Here is a 24556-nt window from a genome sequence, read left to right as displayed (position 1 = left end):
CGGAAGGCAGAGATGAACCAGAACGTGGAGCCCCTCGACGAGGCCTCACTCCTCACGGATGCGCACGAGCGCGGCCTCGGCCAGGGCCTTCCAGGCCTCGGCGGCCAGGTCCAGGTTGCCGGAGGCCTGGAGCCGCTCGGCGATCGCCCGCAGCGCCGCGACGGCCGTGTCGCCCTGGCCCAGGCTGAGGGCGACCTGCTGGAACAGGATCTCCACGCTCATCCGGTCCTGCAGCGACAGTCCGGTCGGATCGTCCAGGACCTGACCGGCGAGCAGGGCGGCGCGGTCGCGGTCGCCCTGGTGGAAGGCGATGCGGGCGGCCAGGGCCTTGAGCTCTGCCTGGTGGCCGGCGGTGCCGTAGCGGCCCACGACTCCCTCGGCCTCGTGGAACCAGGTCAGGACCTGGCCGGTGACCTCCTGGCCGGACCGCAGGTGCAGCGAGACGGCCGCGGTGCGCAGCCGGCCCCAGGTCAGGATGTCGCGGTGGTCCGCGACGGCGAGCGCCTGGTGCAGCAGGGCCAGGCCCTGGTCGACGGCGCCCTGGCGGACGGCGACGGTCGCGGCGCTCCACAGGACCTGGACCCGCAGCGTCCCAAGCTCCTGTGGCGGGATCTGCTGGGCCAGCTCGGCATGCTGCGCGGCGTCCAGGAGCCGGCCGGCCTCGGCCTCGGCGGCGACCAGGGCGAGCAGCGCGCGGGCGATGTCCGCCCGAGGGACCTCCATGTGCTCCTCGCCGAGCGCGAGCGCCTGTCCTGCCACGGCCACGGACTGGTCGACCTCGCCGACCAGCCGCGCGCAGACTGCTAGTTCGGTCAGCGCCTTCATCCGCAGGGTCGGCGAGCCCAGCTCGTCCCCGACGGCCAGCAGCTGGCCCGCGGCCTGGCGGCGCTCGGGGTGCAGGCCCTGGAGCTCGTAGGCGCGGGCCAGGTTCCACAGCATCAGCCAGCGGGTCTCCGGGGCCAGTTGGTCCTGGGCCTCGTCCCTGGCCTCGGTCAGCGCGGCCACCGCGGCGTCGGGCCGGCCGTCCTCCAGGGCGGTGAGGCCCTCGGCGATCCGCTCGGCCGCCAGCTGCGGCGAGCGGGCCCGGAAGGTGTCCTCGGGCACCCCGAACCTCTCGGCGAAGTACTTGACCGCCTGCGGGGTCGGGGCGCGCAGCCCCGACTCCAGCCGGGAGACGTAGCTGGAGGAGACGCCCTGCCCGGACAACTGGGCCTGGGACAGGCCCCGGTCGCGCCGCAACTGGCCGACCAACTGGCCAAAGGCCGGCTGTTCCACGTACTTCATCGCTCCACCAGCCCCGAGTCAAGACGCAGGAGTAGCCGTGAGAACTTCCGTCCGGTCCGTCAGGGCCGCGGCCAGCACCCTCGACGAGGGTGAGTGGCCCTAGCGCGAGCCCCGTCCGTCCGACGTCCTCCGTGCCAGTTCGCGTCAGTGCAGATGACACGAGCATCGTCCCTCGTGGCACGGCGCGTCAAGCAGGGCGACCCGCAACCCACCATCACATGACAGAAAATGCCAGAGTGCTTGCCAAGATTTGTCATCACTGGTTAGCGTGATGGCACCGCCGGGGCCCCCGGGCCCGGCACCGACCACCGCCGAGGTTGAGCATGCTTACCGACACCAGACCCTCCCCCCTCCCCGCCCAGCGAACAGCCCTGCCCCGCCTGCTCGCGGTGGGCACGGCGAACCCCGCCACCAGCTACACGCAGGAGGACATCCTGCGCAGCTACCGCATCACCGACCCCACCGTGGTCTCGGTCTTCCGCAACAGCCACATCGACAAGCGCCACCTGACCCTGCCGCCGATCGGCCCGCACGGCGTGCCCGCCGCCGAGACCCAGGGCGAGCTGCTGCGCAAGCACCGCGAGACCGGGATCGAGCTGGGCGCCCAGGCGCTGCGCCGGTGCCTGGCGCAGATCGGCGCGGACGTGCAGGACCTGGGCTACCTGGTCTGCGTCACCTCGACCGGACTGCTGACCCCCGGCTTCAGCGCCCTGCTGATCAAGGAGCTGGGCATCCCGGTCACCTGCAGCCGCCTCGACGTGGTCGGCATGGGCTGCAACGCCGGCCTGAACGGCCTGAACCCCACCGCCGCCTGGGCCTCGCGCAACCCCGGCAAGCTGGCGGTGATGGTCTGCGTCGAGTGCTGCTCGGCCGCCTACGTCTTCGACGGGACCATGCGCACCGCCGTGGTCAACGGCCTGTTCGGCGACGGCGCAGCAGCCGTCGCGGTCATGGCCGCAGGCACGGTGGCACCCAAGGCCCCGCAGGTGCTGAAGTTCACCAGCCGGATCATCCCCGAGGCGCTCCAGGCCATGCGCTTCGACTGGGACGAGGACCACGGCAAGTACAGCTTCTTCCTGGACCGCGACGTCCCCTACGTGGTGGGCGCGCACGCCGAGGAGGCGATCGCAACCCTGCTGCGCGACACCGGACTGCGCCGCACCGACATCGCGCACTGGATCGTCCACTCCGGCGGCAAGAAGGTCATCGACGCGGTCAAGGTCAACCTCGGCCTGACCGCCCACGACGTGCGGCACACCACCTCGGTGCTGCGCGACTACGGCAACCTCTCCAGCGGCTCGTTCCTGTTCTCCCTGGACCGGCTGCGCGCCGAGCAGGCGGTGCGACCGGGCGAGTACGTGGTGCTGATGACCATGGGCCCCGGCTCCACCATCGAGAACGCACTGGTCCGCTGGTGAAGCGCACCCCCGCGCCCCCGCGCCCGCCCCGCCCGCCCGACCCCCGCACCCTCCCCGGCACCCCCACAGACAGGACCCCCGCGATGGCCAACCCGATCCAGCTCGCCGCCCCCAAGGCCGACTTCACCCTCACCATCGACGGCGCCCAGGCGCTGACGCTCGACCTGGTCGGCAGAGTCACCGCGACCTGCGGCACGGTCGAGGACGCCGACCACGGCGACACCCTGCTGGTGCGGCTCGGCGCCCACACCGAAGCCGCCGCCCAGCGCCACCAGCCCCCGGCCAACGTCCACCTGGTCAACAAGTGGGAACGCGCACTGCGCCGGCTCGAACGCCTGCCGGTGGCCACCGTCGCGGTGGCCACCGGATCCTGCCACGGCCCCAGCGCGGAGACCCTGCTGGCCACCGACTACCGCATCGCCGGAACCGACCTGCGGCTGCGGCTGCCCGAGACCGGCCAGTCCACCTGGCCCGGCATGGCGATCTACCGCCTGGCCCAGCAGCTCGGCGTCGCCAGGGCCCGCCAGATCGCCCTGTTCGGCCCGGAGCTGTCGGCCTGGCAGGCCCTGGAACTGGGCCTGGTCGACGAGGTCGCCGAAGACCCGCAGACCGCCCTGCGCGCCGCCCTGGACAACCTCGCCGGAGCCCGCGGCCGCGACGTCGCCGTGCGCCGCCGGCTGCTGATGGACGCCGCCAGCACCGACTTCGAGGAAGCCCTCGGCCCGCACCTGGCCGCGTGCGACCGCGCCCTGCGCCGGACCCAGGTCGCGTGAACCATGCCCAGAGACCTCGCCGAGCAGATCCGGGAGAACCTGATGACTGACGCACGCCCCCCCCGACGTCAGCACCGCCCCGCCCCGCTGCAGCCCCCCACCGCCCTGCCCCCCTTCAACGGCGTCTTCCCCGCCGACGCCACCCGCCTGGGCAGCCACCTCGGCCCGCTGCGCCACGCCCTGGACGCCCTGCCCGCCCGCCCCGACCGCACCCCCGACCAGCAGCGCAACGCCGAACAGCTGCTGCTGGCCGCACGCTCGGCCCGGGTCGCCTTCATGCGCACCCACGGCGAACGGCTGCACCGCGAACTGACCGACGGCGGCGCCCAGCCGCTGCGCCTGGACGCCCTGGCCGCAACCGCCGCCGGCCTGATCCCGGGACTTGCGCCGACCCGGGACCAGATCGCCGCCGAACGCCGCTTCGACCAGGTCGACAAGGACGGACACGAACTGGACCAGGGCATCGTGCTGTGGGGGATGCTGCGCTCACCCCAGGCCGGCACCCGGATCCTGGAGGCGATGCTCGCCCCCACCCCCCGCGCCCTTGCCCTGCTCCCGGACTTCTCCCGCACCGGCACCGCCCACCTGGGCACCGTGGCAGTGGTCCGCGACAACGGCATCGCCCACCTGACCCTCAACAACACCCGCTGCCTGAACGCCGAGGACGACCAGCTGGCCGAGGACCTGGAGACAGCGGTCGACCTGGCCCTGCTGGACCCGGGCACCCGGGTCGGGGTGCTGCGCGGCGGGGTGATGGACCACGCCCGCTACGCCGGGCGCCGGGTCTTCTGCTCCGGCATCAACCTCACCCGCCTCTACCACGGCCAGATCTCCCTGGTGGACTTCCTGCTGCGGCGCGAGACCGGCTACCTCCACAAGCTCGTCCGCGGCCTGCGGCTGCCCGGCGCCGACCCGCTGTCCCCCGACGCCCTGCACGAGAAGCCCTGGGTGGCCGCGGTGGACGCGCACGCGATCGGCGGCGGCATGCAGCTCCTGCTCGCCTTCGACCACGTCGTGGCCGAGGACACCGCCCAGTTCAGCCTGCCCGCCGCCGAGGAGGGCATCGTCCCCGGCGCCTCCAACTTCCGCCTCAGCAAGGTGATGGGCCCGCGCCTGGCCCGCCAGGTGATCCTGGGCGGACGCCGGATCCACGCCGACGAACCCCAGGCCCTGCTGTTCTGCGACCAGGTGGTCGCCCCCGAGCAGATGGACAAGGCCGTGGCCCAGGCCGCGGAAGCCCTGGACAACCCCTCGGTGGTCAGCAACCGCAAGATGCTCAACCTGGCCGACGAACCCCTCGACGCCTTCCGCGCCTACATCGCCGAGTTCGCCCTGGAACAGGCCAAACGCCTCTACAGCGCCGACGTGATCGCCAACCTCGAACGCACCTGGATCAACCGCACCCGCAAGGGGGCGTGACCGTGCCCGCCACCGCCACACCCCCCGGCACCGCACCGGCCGCCCTGGACCGCACCACCCTGCACGCCGCACTGGCGGACCCGGTCCTGGCCTCGATGAACTTCCTCAACGAGGTGATGGGCAGGTTCCCCGAGGCGATCTCCTTCGCCCCCGGCGCCCCGCACACCTCCTTCTACGACGAGATCGACGTCGCCCGCCACCTGGCCAGCTTCACCGAGCACCTGCGCCGCACCCGCGGCCTGCGCCCCGACCAGGCCCGCGACCGGCTGTTCCAGTACGGCCCGGCGGCCGGCGAGATCAACGACCTGGTGGCCCGTCAACTGCGCCTGGACGAGGGCATCGCGGTCCCGCCCCGGTCCGTGGTGGTGACCGTCGGCTGCCAGGAGGGGATGTTCCTGGCCCTGCGCGCCCTGCACGCCACCGCCGAGGACGTGCTGGTGGTCGCCGACCCCTGCTACGTCGGCATCGTGGGCGCCGCCCGGCTGCTGGGCATCGAGGTCCGCACCGTCGACCAGGCCGACGGCACCCTGGACCCGCGGGAACTGCGCCGGGTCTGCGCCCAGATCCGGGCCGAGGGCAAGCGCCCGCGGACCTTCTACCTGGTCCCCGACTTCGCCAACCCGACCGGCGCCCGGATCGACCTGGCCACCCGGAAGCAGCTGCTGGACCTCGCCCAGGAGCAGGACCTGCTGGTGCTGGAGGACAACCCCTACGGCTTCACCGCCGCCGCGGGCAGCGAACTGCCGACCATGAAGCTGCTGGACCAGCAGCGCCGGGTGCTCTACCTGGGCACCTACGCCAAGGTCTGCATGCCCGGCGCCCGGGTCGGGTTCGTGGTCGCCGACCAGGAGGTCCGCGGACCCGACGGGAGCACCCGGCTGCTGGCCGAGGAACTGACCGCGATCAAGAGCATGATCACGGTCAACACCTCGCCGATCAGCCAGGCCGTCATCGGCGGCATCATCGTCGAGCAGGGCGGATCGCTGAAGAAGCTGATCCAGCACAAGGCGGCCTTCTACCAGCGGAACCTGCAGGTCCTGCTCGGCGCCCTGGAACGGCACTTCCCGGCCCGCCTGCGCCCCCGGGTCGGCATCGACTGGCTGGCCCCCGACGGCGGGTTCTTCCTGGTGATGAACGTGCCCTTCACCGCGGACCAGGCGGCACTGGAGGTCTCGGCCCGCGACTTCGGGGTGCTGTGGACCCCGATGTCCCAGTTCTACGCCGGCCCCGGCGGCGAGCAGCAGATCCGGCTCTCCTTCAGCTACCTGGACCAGGCCCGGATCGAGGAGGGCATCGACCGCCTGGCCGCCTTCCTGCGCAGCCGCCTGGAACCGCAGGACCGGCTGGCCCTGCCGCCGGCCCCCGCCCCGCTGCTCTCGCGGGCGCTGGAGAGCGCACCGGAGCTGTTCGCGGAGATCTTCGGCGCCGGCCTGCGGACGGCCCGACTGCCCCAGGGGGCCTGACCCCCGCACCCAGACTTCCCGCGGCACCGCCGCGGGAGACCCCGAACGGGGTCACCCACCACCCACCCGCACCACCGACCCAAGGAGCCCGCCATGTCCGACATCCGTACCCGCCGCGAGATCGAGATCGGTATCGACCGTGAGGTCGAGGAGATCGGCATCGACCGGATCGAGGGTGAGATCCCCGGCATCGACATCGAGGACGCCCGCATCCGCCGCACCATCTGACCGACCCCCACCCACCCCGCACACCCCACCCCCTTGAAGGAGCCCCCCATGTCCGACATCCGCAGCCGCCGCGAGATCGAGATCGGCATCGACCGCACGATCGAGGAGACCGGCATCGACCTGATCGAGGGCGAGTACGCCGCCGCCCAGACCTGCCTGGCCCCGGCCACCTGAGCACAGCACCGGAACCAGAAGACATGCCACTTGGCCGGAGAGCTCTCCGGCCCCGGAGGACCCCGGGCGCCGGAGAGCCGCGATGACGGGAAGGAGAGAGATGAACCGGTTGCGCGTATCCCAGCTCTGCGTGTTCCTGTGGCGGGACGGTCGCATGATCTGCGACGACCCGCTGAGACACCGCCAGTTCGCCCTGAACACCGAAGCAGGCTCTCTCCTTCGGCACTTCGCCCACTGGGCCCGGCCCGAGGAGGTCGCCGCCCGCTGCCAGGCGGACCCGAAGCTGATCGAGGACCTGGTCACCGCCAAGGTCCTGGTCGAGGAGGGCTCCACCGAGCACGACCGCGAGCAGCAACTGGGCCCCTGGGCCGGCTGGGGCACCGCGGCCACCTACTACCACCTGGCCTCCCGCACCCACGCCGCCGACCGCTTCGCCACCGCGGACGAGGACAACCGCTGGCTCAAGGACCACCTGGAGACCCGGCCGCAGCCGGACCCCTTCAAGCACTACCCGCCCGGCGCCCGGCTCGCCCTGCCCACCGGCGACGACACCCCGCTGGCCAGCACCGACCTGGAACAGACCCTGCGCAGCCGCCGCACCACCCGAAGCCTGGACCCGCACCAGCCCATGACGGCCTCCCAGCTGGCCACCCTGCTGCGCTGGACCGCGGGCCCGCTGCACCAGGTGCCCGGCCAGGGCCTGCACCCCGCGATGCTCAAGGCCAGCCCCTCGGGCGGCTCCCGGCACGCCGTCGAGGTCTACCCGGTGGTCCTGAACGTCGAGGGCGTGGCCCCGGGCATCTACCACTACCACTGCGGCGAGCACGCCCTGGACCCGGTCCGCCCCGGACCCCCGGACCTGGACGAACTCGTCCACTGGTGCGGCGGCCAGAGCTACGTGCGCAACTCCGGGGTGCTGTTCCTGTACACCGCGGTCCTGGAACGCACCGCCTGGAAGTACCGGATGGGCCGGGTCTACCGCTCGCTCTACACCGAGCTGGGCCACATCAGCCAGACCGCCTACCTGGTCGGCACCGCCCTGGGCCTGGGCGCCTACTTCACCGCCGCCACCCGCGACGAACCGGTCGAGCAGGCGCTGGGCCTGGACTGGAGCCAGGAGGTACTGCTGGGCCTGAACGGCTTCGGCCTGCCCACCGCCGCCGAACGCGCCCGCCAGCAGGCGATGCTCACCGGCGGCCCCGCCGACTTCTCCTTCCTCGGCGACGCCTGGGACGGCCGCCAGCCGGTGACCGTATGAACACCCCCACCGCCACCGCCACCGCGCCCGCGGCGCCGGCCGTGCCGTGCCCGCGGGACCGTGCGGAGAGCCTGACCGCCACCGTCGACCTGGTCCGCGCCCAGCGCAACATCGAGCGCTTCCACGCCGCCGCCCACGCCCGCGGCCTGACCGTCCGCGCCCACGTCAAGGGCCACCGCACACTGGCCCTGGCGGTGCGTCAGATCGAGGCCGGGGCGGTCGGGATCTCGGTCACCCAGGCCGGACAGGCCCGCCGCTACCTGGAAGCCGGCATCACCGACATCGTCATCGCCCACCCCTGGCACGACCCCTGGCGCTTCGCGCTGTTCGCCGACCTGGCCCGCGACTGCACCCTGGCGGTGCACGTCGACCACCCCGGCAGCCTGCCCGCGCTGGCCGCCGCCGCCCGCGCGGCCGGCAGCAGCATCGGCGTGCTGGCCCGCATCGGCGACGGCCACCACGCCACCGCCACCACCCCCGCCGACCTGCTCGCCCTGGCCGAACAGGCCCGGTCCACCCCGGGCCTGCGCTTCGCGGGCCTGACCGCCTACCAGGGCATGACCGCACCGGGCGACGCCCATAACCGCTTCGCCATCGGCGCCCGCACCGCCCGCTACGCCGCGCACTGCGCCGAGCACCTGCGCGCCCACGGCCTGCCCTGCCCGACCGTCTCGGTCGGCGGGACCCCCACCGCGGCCGGAATCCGCTCCGTGCCCGGGATCACCGAGATCGGCGCCGGCGCCTACCCGCTGCTGGACGCGGGCCTGGCCCAAGCTGGGGCCTGCGCACCCGAGGACATCGCGATCACCGTCGCACCGGCCACCGAGCACCACCGCCAGGACGCCGAAGGCATCCTGGCCCAGCACCGCTACCCCTGGCAGCCCCGCGGAGCCGTCCTGCCCGCCGACGGCAGCCCGGTCCCGCCGCCGCACATCTGCCCGCTGCTGACCGAGATCCGCGAACTGCGGGTACGCGGCGCCGGCGGCCGGGTGCAGCACTGGCCGGTGCTGAACACCCCCGACACCGCGCCGACCGCCCCCGGCACCGCGCCGACGCCCGGACCGGCCCGATGACCTCCTACGCCGACAACTTCCGGGTCCTGTCGGTCCCCGCCTTCCGCCGCTTCTTCCTGGGCCAGTGCGCCTCCCTGCTGGGCGACTTCCTGGCCGGCCCGGCGCTGGCCTTCGCCGTCCTCGGCCTGAGCGGATCGGCCTCGCAGCTGGGCCTGGTGCTGGCCGCACGGCTGGTCCCGACCGTGCTGTTCATGCTGCTCGGCGGAGCGATCGCGGACCGGCTGCCGCGGCAGCGGGTGATGCGCTGGGCCGACCTTGCCCGCGCCGCGGGCCAGGGGACCACCGCCGTGCTGATCCTGACCGGCCGGGCCGACCTGGCCGAACTGATGGCCCTGCAACTGGTCCTGGGCACCGGCAGCGCCCTGTTCACCCCGGCGATCACCGGCCTGGTCCAGCAGTGCGTCCCGGCCGAGCGCCGCCAGGCCGCCAACGCGCTGCGCGGCCTGGCGCAGTCCGCGGCCATGGTGCTGGGCCCGCTGTGCTCGGTCGCCCTGGTCCTGACGGTCGGCCCCGGCTGGGCCATCGCAGCGGACGCGGGCACCTACCTGTTCAGCGCCGCGTGCCTGCGCCGCCTGGGCGCCGACCCGGCAGCCGGGGCGGCGGCGCCGGTCCAAGCCCGCCGGCTGCGCCGGGACCTGGCCCAGGGCTGGCACGAGTTCAGCGGCCGGACCTGGGTGTGGACCACCATCGCGGTCGCCTCGCTGGCCAACATGGCGTACGCGACCCTGTCGGTCCTGGGCCCCGAGCTGAGCGTCCGCTCCTACGGGGGAGCGGCGGCCTGGGGCGGCTTCCTGGCCGCTTTCGGCCTGGGCGCGGTGGCCGGCGGGGCGGTGGGGCTGCACCTGCGGCCCCGGCACCCGCTGCGCTTCGCCCTGGTCGCGGTCTCCCTGTTCGCCGCACCCGCCCTGGTGCTGTCCGGCACCACCACACCCCTGCCCGCGCTGGCCGCCTTCTTCCTCGGCGGGGCGGGCATGATGGTCTTCAACCCGCTCTGGGAGACCACCCTGCAGGCACACGTGCCCGCCGACCGGCTCTCGCGCGTCAGCAGCTACGAGTGGGCCGGCTCGTTCGCCGCCCAACCGCTGGGCCTGGCCCTGGCCGGACCCCTGGCCCTGCACCTGGGCCTGCGTCACCTCCTGCTCGCCGCAGGCCTGCTGCAACTGGCCGCCACCCTGTCCCCGCTCCTGCTCCGCGAAATCCGCAACCTACCCCCCGAACCCCCGGCAGCCGCACCCCTCCCGGCCGAACCTTCGGCGCCCGAACGCCCGGCAGCCGAACCCCTGCCAGCCGCACCCCTTCCGCCCGAACCCCCGGCGGCCGAACAACTCCTGACGGCCGAACAACCCCTGACGGCGGTGACCGCATGACCACCACCCTGGCCCCTCCCCACCCCAACCCCGGCTCCAGCCCCAACCCCAACCCCGGCTCCAGCCCCAACCCCAACCCCAGCTCCAGCCCCAACCCCAACCCCAACCCCAACCCCGGGTCCGGCCTCAACCCGCGCCCCAACCCCGGCCTCGGGCCCAACCCCCGCCCCCGCCCCCGCCTGGACGTCCTGTCCGCCGCCGAGGTGGACGCCGCCGCCGGCCGCATCACCGGCCTGGTCCGCCCGGTCTCGCTGGCCGCGCTTGCTCCCGGCCTGGTCCCGACCGCCCCGCCCGACCCGCTGGACGACGGGCCCGGCGGCCCCTGCGAAGTCTGGCTGGCCCTGGAACTGCTGCAGCACACCGGCTCCTTCCAGGTGCGCGGCGCCCTCAACTTCCTACGCGCCCACCGCACCCTGCCCGGTGCAGGGGTCACCGCCACCGGCGACAGTGCGACGACGGCGGCCCTGGCCTGGGCCGCCCACCGCGAAGGCGTCCCGCTGACCCTCTTCCTGCCCGCCACCGCCCCCACCGCCCGCCCGGCCCGCCTGCGCGGCCTGCGCGGCCTGGGCGCACGCGTGCACGTAGGCGGTAGTACCGAGGCCGAGGCCCGTTCCGCCTGCGCCCGCTTCGCCGCCGCGACCGGCGCCCTGGCCTACCGCCCGGACCACCCGCTGGCCGCCGCGGGTGCCGGAACCCTGGTGGGGGAGCTGCGCCGACAGGTCCCCGGCCTGGACACGATCGTCCTGGCGGAGGGCGCGGAGGGCCTGTCCACCGGCATCCGCGCCGCGGCCCGGCCGCACAACATCCGCACCGTCACCGTCGCCCTCACCCCGCCCGACCACCTCACCCCGCCCGACCGGTCCACCGCGGCCGGCCGTCCCGCCTGCGTCCCGGCGAGCACCGTCCTGGTGCCCGAGGACCGGGCCGCCCGCGCCTGCCGGGCCCTGTGGGCCGACCAGTGTGTCGCCGTCGCGCCGGCCACGGCCGCCGCCCTGGCGGCCCTGCTGCACAGCGACCCGCCGTCCCGTCCCGAGCACCGGCGCCCCGCCGCGCGCCCGACCGCCGGCAGCTACCGCCCGGCCGCGGCCGAGAAGGTCGTGGTCCTGCTGGACCGCGCTACCGCGAGGGACTGACCGCCGCCGCCGGGACCGCCGCCGGCCGGGACAGCGCGAGCGCGGGGTCGGCGCAGACCGCGTCGGCCAGCGCCGCCAGCCCCGCCGCCAGGTCCCGCACCGTGGCCCGGTCGAACAGGGCGGTGCTGTACTCCACGAAGCCTCCCAGCCCCTGCCCGGTCCCGTCCGGGGCCAGGGACTCGCGGAAGACCACCGACAGGTCGAACTGGGCGATGTCGGGCCGCAGTTCCTCGGCCCGGACCCGCAGCCCGTCCAGGTCGAACCCGGAGGCGTCCTGGCTCTGCAGCGAGACCATGGTCTGGAACAGCGGGTGCAGGCCCGGGGACCGCGGCGGGTTCAGCGCCCGCACGACCCGGTCGAACGGCACGTCCTGGTGGTCGTAGGCGGCCAGGGAGCTTTCGCGGACCCGGGCGAGCAGCTGGCCGAAGTCCGGGTCGCCCCCGGTGTCGACCCGGATCACCAGGGTGTTGACGAAGAAGCCGACCAGGTCGTCGAGCCCCTCGTCGCAGCGCCCGGAGACCACCGTCCCCAACGGGATGTCCGTTCCCGCCCCGCGCGCGGTCAGCAGGGCTGCGACCAGGGCGTGGAGCACCATGGACAGGCTCGCCCCGGCACCGGCGGCCAGCCGGTGCAGTGCCCGGTGGGTGTCGGCGCCGATGGTCAGGGGCACGGTGTCGCCGGCGCCGTCCGCGCCGTGGGTGCGGGCCCGGTCGTAGGGCAGTGCCAGCTGCCGGGGTGCTCCGTCCAGCCGGTCCCGCCAGTAGGCGAGCTGCTGCCCGGCCACGCTCGCGGGGTCGCGCTCCTCGCCGAGCAGCTCCTGCTGCCACAGCGCGTAGTCCGCGTACTGCAGGCCCGGCTCCTGCGGTGCGGCCGGGGCCCGTCCGGTGCGCCGGGCGCGGTAGCACTGGGCCAGGTCGCGGCCCAGCGGCCCCAACGACCAGCCGTCCGCGGCGATGTGGTGCATCAGCAGCAGCAGGACGTGCTCCGCGGGCCCGGTCCGGCGCAGGTGCACCCGCAGCGGCGGCTCCTTGGCCAGGTCGAACCCGTACCCGGCGGCGTCCCGCAGGAACGCCTCCACCTGCCCGCCGACCTGCTGCCCGTCCTGCTCCTCCTCGGTGTCCTGCCCGAGGGCGGCGAAGATCCGGGGGAGCGCCTGCCCGGCCGGGAGCACCAGCTGCACCGGCCCCTGGGCCGAGCGCCGGTAGACGGTGCGCAGCACCTCGTGCCGCTCCACCACGTCGGCGATGGCCCCCAGCAGTGCGTCCCGGTCCAGCGGACCGGTCAGCCGCAGCAGTAGCGGAAGGTTGTAGGTGGGGCTCGGGCCCTGCAGCCGGTGCAGGAACCACAGCCGCTGCTGGGCGTAGGACAGGGGGAGGGTCATGCGCTGCTCCTCGGTCGGCGATCCGTCCGCATAATTGTCACACCCGGATTTTTTCTTGTCATCACCCTGGCCTGAAGCGGCCTGATTGACCGTCAAAACCCCTGAAAAACCCGCCCAATACCGGCCATTCAAACCACCAACAGTGATGACAACCTCTGGACTGATCTGTCATCACCGGCTAGCGTCGCGGCATCGAGACGAGGAGGACGTCCATGCCCGAGCACCGTCACCCAACCGTTGCCCAGCTGTTCGCGCACCAGGCCCACACCGCGCCGCAGCGCCCGGCTGTCCTCGGCGCGGCGGGGGAGCGGATCTCCTACGGCGAGCTGAACCGGCGCGCCAACCGCCTCGCCCACCGGCTGCGCGCACAGGGGGCGGGGCCCGAGCAGGTCGTCGGCGTGTGCCTGCCGCCCACCGGTGACCTGCTCGTCGCGGTCCTGGCCGTGGTCAAGTCCGGCGCCGCCTACCTGCCGCTGCTCCCCGCCCACCCCGCCGAGCGCCGCCGCACCGCACTGGCCGCGACCGGGGCCCGCCTGGTGGTGACCACCGCAGCCCTGGCCCAGGACGGCTTCGCCGCCGACACCGGCACCGTCCTCACCGACGCCGACGCCGACCAGATCGCGGCCGCACCGGACACCGACCCGGCCGTGGCCGGCCACCTGGACCAACTGGCCTACCTGATCCACACCTCGGGCTCCACCGGTGAGCCCAAGTGCATCGCGGTCACCCACCGCGCCATCGCCGACCGGGTCTTCGACGTCGGCTACACCCGCTTCGGCCCAAGAGACGTCTGCCTGCAGATCGCACCGCTGTCCTTCGACGGCTCGGTCTGGGAGATCTGGACCACCCTGCTCAACGGCGGCGCCCTGGCGCTGCCCGCACCTGGCCTGCCCTTCCCCGACGCGCTGCGCGACGCCCTGGAACGCCACCAGGTCACCACCCTGTCCCTGATCTCCCCTCAGCTCCAGCTGATCCTGACCGAGTTCCCGCACCTGCTGGCGGGCCTGCGCACCCTGGTGGTCGGCGGCGACGTGCTGGCGCCGGAGCAGGCACGCCGCGCCCTGACCGCCCTGGGCGGCTGCGGACGGCTGGTCCACGCGTTCGGCCCCAGCGAGTCCACGGTCTTCGCCACCGTGGAGGTGCTGGACGCGCAGAACACCGCGCGCCCGGTCCTGCCGATCGGATCACCGCTGCCCCGCACCACCGCCTACGTCGTGGACCAGGCCCTGCGCCGGTGCGCCCCGGGGGAGTCGGGCGAGCTGTGGCTCGGCGGCCCGGCACTGGCCCGCGGCTACCACCGCAACCCGGCGGTGACCGCGCAGCGCTTCGTCGCCGACCCCTTCGGCGCCCCCGGGGGACGGCTGTACCGCAGCGGCGACATCGTCCGGCTGCGCCACGACGGCGGGATGGAGTTCGTCGGACGGGCCGACGACCAGGTCAAGATCCGCGGCTACCGGATCGAGACCGGCGAGGTCGAGTCCGCCCTGCTGCGCCACCCCGGCGTCGGCGCGGCGGCCGTGGTGGTCCGCGAGGACCTGCCGGCCGGCCGCGGCCTGGTCGGCTACCTCGTCCCCGCGCCCCACACGACGGTCACCGACGCCGAACTGCGGGCGCTGCTGGCGGACACCCTGCCCTCCTACATGCGCCCGGCCGCACTGGTCCGGCTGGAGCGCCTGCCGCTGAACGACAACGGCAAGCTGGACCGCTGCGCGCTGCCGGCCCCCCGCTTCGGCGGCGCGGGCGGTGCGGACGACGCCCCGCGCACCGCGACCGAGACAGCGGTCCACCAGCTGTGGCAGGAGCTGCTGCAACGGCCCGACCCGGGCCGCGAGGAGGACTTCTTCGACGCCGGCGGCGACTCGCTCCTGCTGGTGCGCCTGTTCGACGCGCTCCAGGACCGTTTCCCCGGCACCACGCTGACGCTGGTGGACCTGTTCGAGTTCACCACCTGGTCCTCGCTGGCGGCCGAACTGGACCTGCGCGGACGCGCCCCGGCAGACGAACTGGCCGGCCTCGACGTCTGACCCCGCCCTCCGCCCCGCCCCGGCACCGCGACCCGACCGGCCCCGGCCCGCTCCCGACGTCCGACCCCGGCATCTGCCCCGACCTCGACGCCCGACCCGCCCCCGGCATTCCGCCCCCTGCGCCCCGCGCCCCCCGCCCCCGACCTGAGGACCTCCCGGAAAGGCACCCCATGCCCCGCAGCAGTACCCCGACGTCCCCGCCCGAGGCCGCGTTCACCCCGGTCGCTGTCATCGGCATGTCGCTGCGGCTGCCGGGGGCCGACACCGAGCAGCAGCTGCACCGCCTGCTGGAGACCGGCCACGACGCGATGGCCGCGATCCCACGCGACCGCCTGGAGCTGGCCGGCCTGGACCCGGACGGCGCCTACCCGCGGCTGGCCGCGCTGAGCTGTATCGAGGAGTTCGACCACGGCCACTTCGGCATCGGCCCGGCCGAGGCGGTGGCGATGGACCCGCACCAGCGGCTGGCGCTGCAGCTGACCCACGCCGCGATCGAGAACGCCGGCCACCGCCCCTCACGGCTGCGCGGCGCGAACTGCGGCGTCTACTTCGCCGCCCCGCGCCCCGGCTACGTCGACCTGGTCGGCGAGGACGACCTGGTCACCATGCTGGGCACCCAGGCCTCGGCGCTGGCGGGCCGGATCGCGCACCAACTGGGCCTGCAGGGACCGGCCGTGGTCCTGGACACCGGCTGCTCCAGCGGCCTGGTCGCGCTGCAGTACGCCTGCCGGGAGCTGGCCGCGGACGCCCTGGACCTGGCCCTGGTCGGCGGGGTGAGCCTGTTCCCCACCCTGTTCGAGCAGGCGGACACGGTCCAGGAGGTGGTCTCCGAGACGGGGGCCTGCCGGGCCTTCGACGCCGCGGCCGACGGCACCTCCCCCGGCGAGGGCGCAGTGGTGCTGCTGCTCAAGCGGCTGGACCGGGCGCTGGCCGACGGCGAGCAGATCCACGCGGTCATCCGCGCCGTCGCGGTCAACCACAACGGCGAGCGCTCCAACGGCTTCTCCGCCCCGGGGCCCGCCGCCCAGGCCGAGGTCATCGAACAGGCCTGGCGGCAGGCGGGCCTGGGCCTGGACCGGCTGACCTACCTGGAGGCGCACGGTTCGGGCACCCGCCTGGGCGACATGATCGAGATCGAGGCCGTGCAGCGGGTGCTCCAAGGCGCCGGGGCGGGGCGGCACGCCTGCGACATCGGCTCGGTCAAGAGCAACATCGGACACCTGGGCAACGCGGCCGGCCTGGCCGGGCTGCTGAAAGCGGTGCTGGCGGTCAAGCACGCCGCCCGCTACCGCTCCGTCAACGTCGAGCACCCCAACCCCCAGTTCACCGCCCACGGCGAGCCGGTCCGGGTGCGCACCGAGCACGCACCGTGGACCGAACCCGCAGGCCGCCCCCGGGTGGCCGGCGTCAGCTCCTTCACCCTGATCGGCACCAACGCCCACGCCGTCGTCGAACAGCCCCCCCATCCCCAGCCCACCGCCCACCCGGCCCCGCCCACAACCACCCCGGCCCCGCCCACAACCCACCCGACCCCGACCACCGTTGCGACCCCGACCCCGACCCTCCTCTCGACCCCGGTCCTCCTCTCGGCCCCGGCCCCGACCACCGCCCCGACCCCGGTCCTGGCCACCGCCCCGGCCAATGCTCCGACCCCGCCCACAACCGGCCCGGCCCCGACCACCGTTGCGACCCCGACCCCGGTCCCGACCCCGACTACCACCCCGGCCCCGGCCCTCCTCTCGGCCCCGACCCCGGCGGCGCTGCGACGCCGGCTGACCGACCTGGCCGACGCCCTGGCCGACGCCAGCGAGGACGACCTCCCCAGCATCGTGTTCACCCTGAACACCGGCCGCGACCCGCACCCCCACCGCATCGCCCTGCCCGCCCCCGACAACCTCCAGGCGTTCCGCGCCGCCCTGACCCAGGCCGCCGACAGCACCCCCGACCCCGTCCCCACCCGCCCCCTGGTCCTGCTGCTCACCGACCCGACCGACCCCACCAAGGACGGTGCCGCCGCCGACCACGCCGCCTGGCAGGCCGCCGCCCCCGCCTACCGGCAGGCCTGGGACCAGGCCCACGGCGTGCCCGCCGAGGTGCGCCACCAGTACGCCGCCGTCCGCGCCCTGTGCGCGGCCGGCCTGGAACCGGCCCGGATCGCGGGCCTGGGCCCCGGCCGCGCGGTGGCCCGCGCCGTCCGCGGCGAACTCCCGCTGGCCCAGGCCTGGGCCGAGCGCACCACCGGCGGCCCCACCGCCGCCGAGGTGGCCGCCGCGCTCGCCCGGCGCGAGCCCACCGCCTTCCGCACCCTGGGCCGCCCCGAGCCCGCCCTGGCCGCCCTGTCCACCGGCGGCCACGACCACGCCGACCTGACCCTCGATCACCCCAGCCGCCTGGGCCCGCTGATGGCAGACCTCTACCTGGCCGGCGTCGACCCGGACCAGGACGCCTGGTACACCGCCCAGAGCGCCCCGCGCCCGCGCCGGACCGCCCTGCCCGGCCACCCCTTCGCCCCCACCCGCTGCTGGCCCACCGTCCACCCCCGCGGCACAACCACCACCACCCCCACCACCGCCCCCGAGCCCCGCCCCGGCGACCGGATCCAGCAACTGATCGGCATCTTCCAGGACGTCCTGCGGATCGAGGAGGTGGGCGCCGACTCCAACTACTTCGACCTCGGCGGCAACTCCATCCTGGCGATCTCGCTGCTGGAGCGGATCCGCGCCGCCTTCGGCGTCCGACTCGCCCTGCCCCGCCTGTACGAGCACAGCACCGTGGCCGCCCTGGCCGAACTGGTCGCCACCCAAGCACCGGACGCCGCGGGCGCCGCGGGCACCGGCCAGGACGCCGCGATCCCGCGCCTGGGCACCGGCGGCCCGTTCCTGCCCAGCCACGGGCAGGAGGCGATCTGGTTCCTGAACCGGCTCACCCCCGACCTGCCCCTGTACACCGTCCCGCACGACATCCAGCTCCAGGGCCCGGTCGACGTCGAGGCACTGCGCTGGGCGCTGGCCCGGCTGGAGGAACGCCACCCGGTGCTGCGCTCGCGCTTCGTCGAACTGGCCGGCGAGCCGAGGGTGATGCTGCGCCCGGTCGACGAGCAGGCGCTGCACCTGGTGGACCTGACCCACCTGGACCCCGCCGACCGGCTGGAGCACGCCCGCGGCCTGATCCGCGAGCAGGCCGCAACCCCGATGGACATGGCAGCCGACCCGCTCTACCGCAAGGTCCTGTACCGGCTCGCCGAGGACGACCACATCCTGCTGCTGGTCGCCCACCACGCGGTCTACGACGGCCACGCCCCCGCACTGATCGACCGCGACCTGTGGGAGTTCTACAACGCCGCACGCGAGCAACGGGCCCCGCAACTGCCGGAACTGCCGGTCGACTACCTCGACTTCGCCGCCTGGCAGCGCGAGCGGCTGTCCGGGGAGCGGCTGCGCGACCTGCTGGCCTACTGGCGCGGCCGGGTCCAGGGGGTGCGCCCCTGCGCGCTGCCGACCACCCGTCCGCGCCCCGCGGTGACCAGCGGCCGGGGCGAGACCCACCGCTTCCTGGTCCCCGCCGACCTGGTCGCCCGGCTGCGGACGCTGAGCCAGGACCAGCACGGCACGCTGTTCATGACGATCCTGACCGCGCTGAAGACCCTGATGCTGCGCTACGGCGGCGACAGCGACATCACCGTCGGCACCACCACGACCGGGCGCCCGCACCCCGACCTGCAGGACATCGTGGGGTACTTCAACAACGCGGTGCCGCTGCGCACCGACCTTGACGGGGACCCCACCTTCCGCGAGGCGTTCGCCCGGGTCCGACGCACCGTCATCGACGGCCTGGCCCACGACGAACTGCCGTTCGCGCTGCTGGTCGCCGACCTCCAGGAGCAGCGCGACCCGGGCCGGCACCCGGTCTTCCAGGTCGGCTACAGCCACCAGGCGATCGGCGAGCTGTCCGCCGAGCCCGCCCCGGGGGTGGGCTACCGCACCGACCGCGAGCAGACCTTCGGCGGCGTGCCGCCGGGCACGGCCAAGTGGGACCTGACCCTGACCATGGTCGAGACCTTCCACCAGGACCACCTGGAAGCGGCCCTGGAGTACAGCACCGACCTGTTCGACGCCGCCACCGTCGCCACCATCGCCGAGGCCTTCCTCACCCTCCTCGACTCGGTCGCCGCCAACCCCGACCTCCCGCTGTCCCACCAGCGCCTGCACCACCCCCGGCCGACACCCGCCACCGCACCCGCCACCGCACCCGCCGCCTGGCCGCCGCTGACCGAACCCGCGTCCCGGGCCCTGTCGGCACTGCGCGGGCGCGGCATCCGTGCGGGCGACGTGGTGGGCGTGGCGCTGCCCGACCCCGACGCCCTGCCGGTACTCCAAGGGGCGCTGGCAGCAGGGGCGGTGTGCGTCCTGTGCGACCCCGCCACGTCCTTCGCCACCCAGGCGGCCGTGCTGGAAAGCGCCGCCCCGTCCCTGGTGGTACTGCCCGCCCCCGGCCCGGCCGCCCCCTGGCCGGGAGCCGCCCTGGGCCTGCCGGAGATCCTCTCCGCTGCCCCCGCACCGGACGCGCCCCCGGCCCGGGGCCGACTGGCCCTGCCCACCGCCCGGGGCCGGACCGTGCTGTTCGACGCCCAGCAGGCCGCCGCACTGACCGCGGGCACCAACGACCCGCTCACCGCCCTGCGCGCCGCGGCGGCGCCCGCCCTGCCCACCGCCCCCGCCTACGACGACCCCGCAGCCGGGGTGTCCTGGGCGCCGCTGCCCGCACCCGCCCCGCACCTGTGCGTCCTGGACGCAACAGGCCGCCCCGCCCCCACCGGGGTGACCGGCGACCTGTTCCTGACCGGCCCGGCCGCCGGCCTGGGCCACCTGGACGCCCCCGACCGCGCCAAGGACCCCGACCAGCTAACCGACCCCGACACCCCGGGCCGCCCGCTGCGCCGCACCGGCCGCCGCGGCCGCCTCACCGCCGCGGGCCTGATCGAGCTCGCCTGCCCGCCCCGGCACACCCCCGCCCCCGCACCGCCCGCCCCCGCACCAGTGGAGCAGGCAGAGCAGGTGGAGCAGGTCCTGCTGACCCTGTGGGCCGACCTGCTGGGCCGCGACGAGATCACCCGCGACCAGGACTTCTTCCGCCTCGGCGGCCACTCACTGCTCGCGATGCGGCTCCTGGGCCAGGTCAACCGGCAGCTGGGCGTGCGCCTGCCGGTGACCGCCCTGTTCGAACACCCCACTCCGGCCGCACTGGCCGCAGTGGTGGCAAAGGCCGGGGGAGCCCCCACCACCGCCCCCACCGCCGCGACCGGCCCGCAACCCCCCGCCGGGACCGGGACCACGGTGCCCGCCGACTGGCCGTGGACCCGGCTGCCGGCCGTACCGGACGCCGCGGGCACGACGGTGACGGTGCGTCCGTTCCGCCTGCCCCCGGACGTCTCCCGGGCCCTTGGCTGGCGCCCCGGCGACCGGACCGCCCCCGCGGGCGGCGCACTGGCCTCGGTGGCGGCGCTGCTGGGCCGGGTGACCGGAGCCCGCGACCTGGCCCTTGGCCTGATCCCGGCAGGCGCCACCACCTGCCTGGCGCTGCGCCTTGACCTGGACGGCGACCAGGACCTCGACACCCTGGCGGTCCAGGCCCAGGCAGCCTGCGACGCCGCGACCGCCCGCGGCCCGCTGACCGCACCGCCCGGAGCGGACCGGCCGCTGGTGTCGGTCGCGGTCGAGCTGGGCGAGGCCCGAGGCAACGCGGGCCTGGACACCGACACAGGACACCTGGACCTGCTGTGGCGGCTACGCGCCACCGAGGAGGGCCTGGCCGGGGCGCTGCTGTGCGACACCTCCCGCTTCGGCCCCCGCACCGCCAAGCAACTGGTGGAACAGTGGCGCCACCTCCTGACCGAACTGACCACCCCCACCACCACCACCCTCAGCCCGCCCACCCCACCAACTCAGCCCGCTCAGCCCGCTCAGCCCACCTCGCCCACCCCACCCACCCCGTCCACGGCACCCGCCCCCGCCCCCGCCCACCCCACCCTGACCGCGATGCTCCGCCGAGCCGCCGCCGAATTCCCCACCCGCCCCGCCGCGGTCCTCGGCGCCCAGACCCTGACCTACCGTCAACTGGACCACGCGTCCCGCGCCCTGGCAGCCCAGCTGCAGGCCCACGGCATCGGCCCCGGCTCGGTGGTCGGCGTCTGCACGGAGCGCTCCCTGCACCTGCCCGTCGCCCTGGCCGCGGTCCTGCACGCGGGCGCCGCCTACCTCCCGCTCGACCCGTCCTACCCGCCCGCACGGCTGGCCTTCATGCTCGCCGACAGCTCAGCCGCCCTGGTCCTGACCGGACCCGGCGCGACCGCCCTGCCCCCGACCACCCTGCCCCCGACCGCGCCCCACTGGCCGGTCGACCTGGACGCCCTCGCCACCGCCCCACCCCCGGCTCCCGCCGCCTCGCCCCCGGCCCCCGCCGGCCCGCACCCGGACGACCTGGCCTACGTCATCTACACCTCGGGCTCCACCGGCGCTCCCAAAGGCGTCGCCGTACCCCACCGCGGCATCGCGAACAGCCTGCGCTGGCTCCAGCGGACCAGCCCGCTGACCGCTGAGGACCGGGTCCTGCACAAGACCCCGATCTGCTTCGACCTGTCCGTGTGGGAGCTGTTCTGGCCGCTGACTGTCGGAGCGACACTGGTGCTGTCCGAGCCCGGGGCCCACCTGGACGCCTTCCAGCTGGCCGACCTGATCGAGGGTCAGCAGGTCACCACCGCCATGTTCGTGCCCTCGGTGCTGCGGACGCTGCTGGCGGCCTGCGGCCCGCAGGTCCTGCGCGGGCTGCGCCGGATCGTGTGCGGCGGCGAGGAACTGGACGAGCCGCTGCGCCGCGCGGTGCGGGCCGCCTCCACCGCCCGGCTGTTCAACTTCTACGGTCCCACCGAGGCGTCCGTGGCAGTCACCGCCTGGGACTGCTCCCGCAACGACCCCTCCGACCCCGCTGACCCCTCCGACCCGGCCGACCGCAGCACCGCCCCCACCCCTGCCCCCGCCCCCGCCAGGGTCCCGATCGGCTACCCCGCCGACCACACCACCCTGCTGGTCCTGGACGACCGGCTGCGGCCCTGCCCGCCCGGCGAGCCCGGCGAGCTCTACATCGGCGGCCCCGGCCTGGCCCGCGGCTACCCCGCCCGCCCGGCCCTGACCGCGCAGCGCTTCGTCGCCTCCCCCCACGGCGCCCCGGGCAGCCGCCTGTACCGGACCGGCGACCGCTGCCTGCTGCGCCCCGACGGCGTGCTCGAATACCTGGGCCGCCTCGACGACCAGGTCAAACTCCGCGGCTTCCGGATCGAACCGGGCGAGGTGGAGGCGGTCCTGAGGGAGCATCCGCACGTCGCCGCCGCGGCGGTGGCGGTGCGCGAGTCCCGCACCGGGGACCGCTCGCTGACGGCGCACCTGGTGCCCGTCCCGGGCCTGCCCGAGGACCGCGCCGCCACGGAGCAAGAACTCCTTGGCCTGCTCTCGCGGCGGCTGCCCGCCCCCATGGTGGCCGCGTTCCAGTGGCGGGCCGGCCTGCCGCTGGCGCCCAGCGGCAAGCTCGCGCGGGCACGGCTGTGACGGCGCCCTCAGCCGGCGGCGGCCGGCAGCGGCCCGGTGACCTCCACCAGCATGGTGCTCCAGGCGGCGACGGGGGAGTTGTTCATCACCAGGACCAGGTCCCCGCTCTGGAACTCCCCGCTGTCCATGCCCGTGCGCAGGTTCAGGCCGATGTCGGTGGCGCCGACGTGCCCGTAGGCGCGCAGGTTGGTCCGGCAGGCCTGGGCCAGGGAGATCTCGAAGGTCTGCTCGTAGAAGTCGAAGGAGCCGCTGGACAGGTTCTGGGTGACCACGTGGTCGACGTCCTCGATGCCCACCCCCGCCCGCGCCAGCAGCTCCCGGTTCATCCGGGCGAGCCGCTTGCGGCTCTCGACGGCCAGCGAGAACGCGTAGCGCCTCGGGTCCCCGCACACCTCGGTCCACTCCTCCACCGGGCGCCCCAGGTAGTCCACCCGGAACAGGTCCCAGTACTCGCCGTTGGTCTCCAACGCGAGGTCCACGATGCGCAGCGGCCCCTGCGCGCCCAGGCTCACCGCCATCGCGCCGTCCCCGTTGAGGGTGACCGGGCTGCGGTAGCGGCGCGGCCCCGGGGGGCGGCTGCCGTGGGCGAGCGCCACCGCGCCCAGCCGGGGGTCCGCGGCCAGCAGTCCGCGGCCCTGCAGCAGCGCCGCGGACACCGACGCGCAGCCCAGGTCGGCCACCCCCACCGCGAAGCCGCCGCGCATCCCGCTGTCGCGCTGGGCCCGGGTCGCCTCGGAGGCCATCAGCAGTTCCGGGTGCCGCCCGCTCATCAGCAGCAGGGCGCCCGGCTCGTCCCGCCCGTCCCGCTCGGCCCGTCCCAGCAGCAGCCGCAGCGCCTCGGCGGCCAGGTCGGTGGAGCTGCGGCCCTCGGCGTCGCGGATCTGCTCGATGCCCAGACGCGACACCAGGTCCCGTTCAGGGTCCGGCAGTTGCTCCTGTTCGGCGACCTCGGTCCAGTCCAGCCGCTTGGGCGGCAGCACCGTGACGATATCGGTGATCGCGGCCATGGCAGGCCTCCCCTCGTCGCGCCGACCGTCCCCCGTCCGCCGCGCCCCCAACGGTGCGCCCCCGCCCGAGAGGTCGGATAAGAAGTGATCACCCTACCGCGCCCCCTGGGGGCCCGAGCAGAGCGCTGGATCGTCGGCGCAAGCGGGCCCGCCCCCGCCTCCGCCCCTACCTCCGCCCGGCTGCGCCTGTTCTGCTTCCCCAACGCCGGCGGCACCGCCGGCACCTATGCCGGCTGGCGCCCCCACCTGCCGCCGGGCCTGTCCCTGCTCCCGGTCGAACTGCCCGGCCACGGCGCCCGCGGCCACGAGGACCTGGCCCAGGACCTGGAAGAGCTGGCAGCGCGGGCCCTTGCCGCGCTGAGCGGCGAACTCGACCACCCCTACGCCCTGTTCGGCCACAGCTTCGGCGGCCTGCTGGCCTTCGAGATCGCCCGCCGGATCGAACGCGAAGGCCTGCCCGCACCCCGCGCCGTGCTGGTCTCCGCGGTGCGCCCCCCGCACCTGCCCAAGGCCAACCCGGCCGCCACCGCGGACGACAACCAGCTACTGGACTGGCTGGTCGCCTCCGGCGGACTGCCGGAGGAACTGCTGCGGCACACCGCCTACCTGGGCAGGCTGCTCCGCTGCCTGCGCACCGACCTGACGATGGCCGAGCGCTACCAGCCCCCCGGCCCCGCCCCGCTCGCCGCCCCCCTGCACGTCCTGGGCGGCCTGGAGGACCCGGTGGCCCCGCTGGAGGACCTGTCCGACTGGATCGACTGGGAGGGCGAGGCCCCGTTCAGCACCAGCCTGTTCCCCGGCGGCCACTCCTACCTCTTCGACCACCCGCAACCCCTCCTGAACCACCTCGCCACCCTCCTCCTCACCCCGCCCACCCCGCCCCCGCCCACCCCGCCCCCGCCCACCCCGCCCCCGCCCACCCCGCCCCCGCCCACCCCGTCCCTGCCCACCCCGAG

16 protein-coding genes are annotated in these 24556 nt (G+C 74.9%); 13 read left to right on the top strand and 3 right to left on the bottom strand.

Annotated features, from left to right (window positions below):
• Positions 1-45: 45 nt before the first annotated feature.
• On the bottom strand, positions 46-1284 hold the full coding sequence (locus ACEZDE_RS32960; RefSeq protein ID WP_380544599.1) for a helix-turn-helix domain-containing protein: 1239 nt from the start codon (positions 1282-1284) through the stop codon (positions 46-48).
• A 323-nt stretch (positions 1285-1607) separates the two neighbouring features.
• Here ACEZDE_RS32960 and dpgA point away from each other — a divergent pair, with 323 nt between their 5' ends.
• The 10 genes from dpgA to ACEZDE_RS32910 all read left to right on the top strand — a co-directional run bounded on the left by dpgA (position 1608) and on the right by ACEZDE_RS32910 (position 11590).
• Positions 1608-2702, top strand: a complete 1095-nt coding sequence (dpgA, locus tag ACEZDE_RS32955; RefSeq protein ID WP_380544596.1) for a 3,5-dihydroxyphenylacetyl-CoA synthase DpgA — start codon at positions 1608-1610, stop codon at positions 2700-2702.
• Positions 2703-2785: 83 nt separating this feature from the next.
• Complete coding sequence (gene dpgB / locus ACEZDE_RS32950) at positions 2786-3475, top strand: enoyl-CoA-hydratase DpgB (protein WP_380544593.1); 690 nt, start codon at positions 2786-2788, stop codon at positions 3473-3475.
• Between the two features lie 42 nt (positions 3476-3517).
• Positions 3518-4894 (top strand): (3,5-dihydroxyphenyl)acetyl-CoA 1,2-dioxygenase DpgC, encoded by a 1377-nt coding sequence (gene dpgC / locus ACEZDE_RS32945; protein WP_380544589.1) that lies wholly within the window; start codon positions 3518-3520, stop codon positions 4892-4894.
• Positions 4895-4896: 2 nt separating this feature from the next.
• Positions 4897-6357 (top strand): aminotransferase-like domain-containing protein, encoded by a 1461-nt coding sequence (locus ACEZDE_RS32940; RefSeq protein WP_380544586.1) that lies wholly within the window; start codon positions 4897-4899, stop codon positions 6355-6357.
• Positions 6358-6450: 93 nt separating this feature from the next.
• Complete coding sequence (locus ACEZDE_RS32935; RefSeq protein ID WP_380544583.1) at positions 6451-6585, top strand: hypothetical protein; 135 nt, start codon at positions 6451-6453, stop codon at positions 6583-6585.
• Between the two features lie 48 nt (positions 6586-6633).
• A complete protein-coding gene (locus ACEZDE_RS32930) occupies positions 6634-6759 on the top strand; it encodes a hypothetical protein (RefSeq protein WP_380544580.1) in 126 nt (41 codons plus the stop codon).
• A gap of 100 nt (positions 6760-6859) precedes the next feature.
• The gene (locus ACEZDE_RS32925; RefSeq protein WP_380544577.1) at positions 6860-8017 is read left to right on the top strand and encodes a SagB/ThcOx family dehydrogenase; all 1158 of its coding nucleotides are present in this window, start codon (positions 6860-6862) and stop codon (positions 8015-8017) included.
• Positions 8014-9090, top strand: a complete 1077-nt coding sequence (locus ACEZDE_RS32920; RefSeq protein ID WP_380544574.1) for an alanine racemase — start codon at positions 8014-8016, stop codon at positions 9088-9090. Before ACEZDE_RS32925 ends, ACEZDE_RS32920 begins: the two co-directional genes overlap by 4 nt.
• Positions 9087-10457, top strand: a complete 1371-nt coding sequence (locus ACEZDE_RS32915; RefSeq protein ID WP_380544571.1) for an MFS transporter — start codon at positions 9087-9089, stop codon at positions 10455-10457. The genes ACEZDE_RS32920 and ACEZDE_RS32915 overlap by 4 nt, the downstream gene beginning before the upstream one ends.
• Entirely contained in the window at positions 10454-11590 is a 1137-nt protein-coding gene (locus tag ACEZDE_RS32910) for a pyridoxal-phosphate dependent enzyme (protein ID WP_380544568.1), read from the top strand. The genes ACEZDE_RS32915 and ACEZDE_RS32910 overlap by 4 nt, the downstream gene beginning before the upstream one ends.
• On the opposite strand, the gene ACEZDE_RS32905 is transcribed toward ACEZDE_RS32910, so the two are convergent.
• Positions 11574-12971, bottom strand: a complete 1398-nt coding sequence (locus ACEZDE_RS32905; RefSeq protein WP_380544565.1) for a condensation domain-containing protein — start codon at positions 12969-12971, stop codon at positions 11574-11576. The two genes, ACEZDE_RS32910 and ACEZDE_RS32905, sit on opposite strands and share 17 nt — an antisense overlap.
• A 212-nt stretch (positions 12972-13183) precedes the next feature.
• Between ACEZDE_RS32905 and ACEZDE_RS32900 the strand changes: the two genes are divergently transcribed.
• On the top strand, positions 13184-14995 hold the full coding sequence (locus ACEZDE_RS32900) for a non-ribosomal peptide synthetase (protein WP_380544562.1): 1812 nt from the start codon (positions 13184-13186) through the stop codon (positions 14993-14995).
• 170 nt (positions 14996-15165) lie between these two features.
• A complete protein-coding gene (locus ACEZDE_RS32895) occupies positions 15166-22593 on the top strand; it encodes an amino acid adenylation domain-containing protein (protein ID WP_380544559.1) in 7428 nt (2475 codons plus the stop codon).
• Positions 22594-22601: 8 nt separating this feature from the next.
• Here ACEZDE_RS32895 and ACEZDE_RS32890 read toward each other — a convergent pair whose 3' ends face one another.
• A complete protein-coding gene (locus tag ACEZDE_RS32890) occupies positions 22602-23600 on the bottom strand; it encodes a 3-oxoacyl-[acyl-carrier-protein] synthase III C-terminal domain-containing protein (protein WP_380544556.1) in 999 nt (332 codons plus the stop codon).
• Between the two features lie 84 nt (positions 23601-23684).
• Between ACEZDE_RS32890 and ACEZDE_RS32885 the strand changes: the two genes are divergently transcribed.
• Positions 23685-24556 (top strand): thioesterase II family protein (locus ACEZDE_RS32885; protein WP_380544553.1); only part of this gene is annotated, 872 nt, incomplete at its 3' end.

Origin of the sequence: Streptacidiphilus cavernicola, assembly GCF_042510955.1 — a bacterium.
Lineage (GTDB): Bacteria > Actinomycetota > Actinomycetes > Streptomycetales > Streptomycetaceae > Streptacidiphilus > Streptacidiphilus cavernicola.
The sequence above is the reverse complement of the archived record's forward strand: the minus strand, read 5'-3'. Positions and strand labels throughout refer to the sequence as shown.

Excerpts from the sequence above, each read along its gene's own strand:
- ACEZDE_RS32960 (WP_380544599.1), bottom strand. The coding sequence starts at position 1,284 with ATGAAGTACGTGGAACAGCCGGCCTTTGGCCAGTTGGTCGGCCAGTTG.
- dpgA (WP_380544596.1), top strand. The coding sequence starts at position 1,608 with ATGCTTACCGACACCAGACCCTCCCCCCTCCCCGCCCAGCGAACAGCC.
- dpgB (WP_380544593.1), top strand. The coding sequence starts at position 2,786 with ATGGCCAACCCGATCCAGCTCGCCGCCCCCAAGGCCGACTTCACCCTC.
- dpgC (WP_380544589.1), top strand. The coding sequence starts at position 3,518 with ATGACTGACGCACGCCCCCCCCGACGTCAGCACCGCCCCGCCCCGCTG.
- ACEZDE_RS32935 (WP_380544583.1), top strand. The coding sequence starts at position 6,451 with ATGTCCGACATCCGTACCCGCCGCGAGATCGAGATCGGTATCGACCGT.
- ACEZDE_RS32930 (WP_380544580.1), top strand. The coding sequence starts at position 6,634 with ATGTCCGACATCCGCAGCCGCCGCGAGATCGAGATCGGCATCGACCGC.
- ACEZDE_RS32925 (WP_380544577.1), top strand. The coding sequence starts at position 6,860 with ATGAACCGGTTGCGCGTATCCCAGCTCTGCGTGTTCCTGTGGCGGGAC.
- ACEZDE_RS32920 (WP_380544574.1), top strand. The coding sequence starts at position 8,014 with ATGAACACCCCCACCGCCACCGCCACCGCGCCCGCGGCGCCGGCCGTG.
- ACEZDE_RS32915 (WP_380544571.1), top strand. The coding sequence starts at position 9,087 with ATGACCTCCTACGCCGACAACTTCCGGGTCCTGTCGGTCCCCGCCTTC.
- ACEZDE_RS32910 (WP_380544568.1), top strand. The coding sequence starts at position 10,454 with ATGACCACCACCCTGGCCCCTCCCCACCCCAACCCCGGCTCCAGCCCC.
- ACEZDE_RS32905 (WP_380544565.1), bottom strand. The coding sequence starts at position 12,971 with ATGACCCTCCCCCTGTCCTACGCCCAGCAGCGGCTGTGGTTCCTGCAC.
- ACEZDE_RS32900 (WP_380544562.1), top strand. The coding sequence starts at position 13,184 with ATGCCCGAGCACCGTCACCCAACCGTTGCCCAGCTGTTCGCGCACCAG.
- ACEZDE_RS32895 (WP_380544559.1), top strand. The coding sequence starts at position 15,166 with ATGCCCCGCAGCAGTACCCCGACGTCCCCGCCCGAGGCCGCGTTCACC.
- ACEZDE_RS32890 (WP_380544556.1), bottom strand. The coding sequence starts at position 23,600 with ATGGCCGCGATCACCGATATCGTCACGGTGCTGCCGCCCAAGCGGCTG.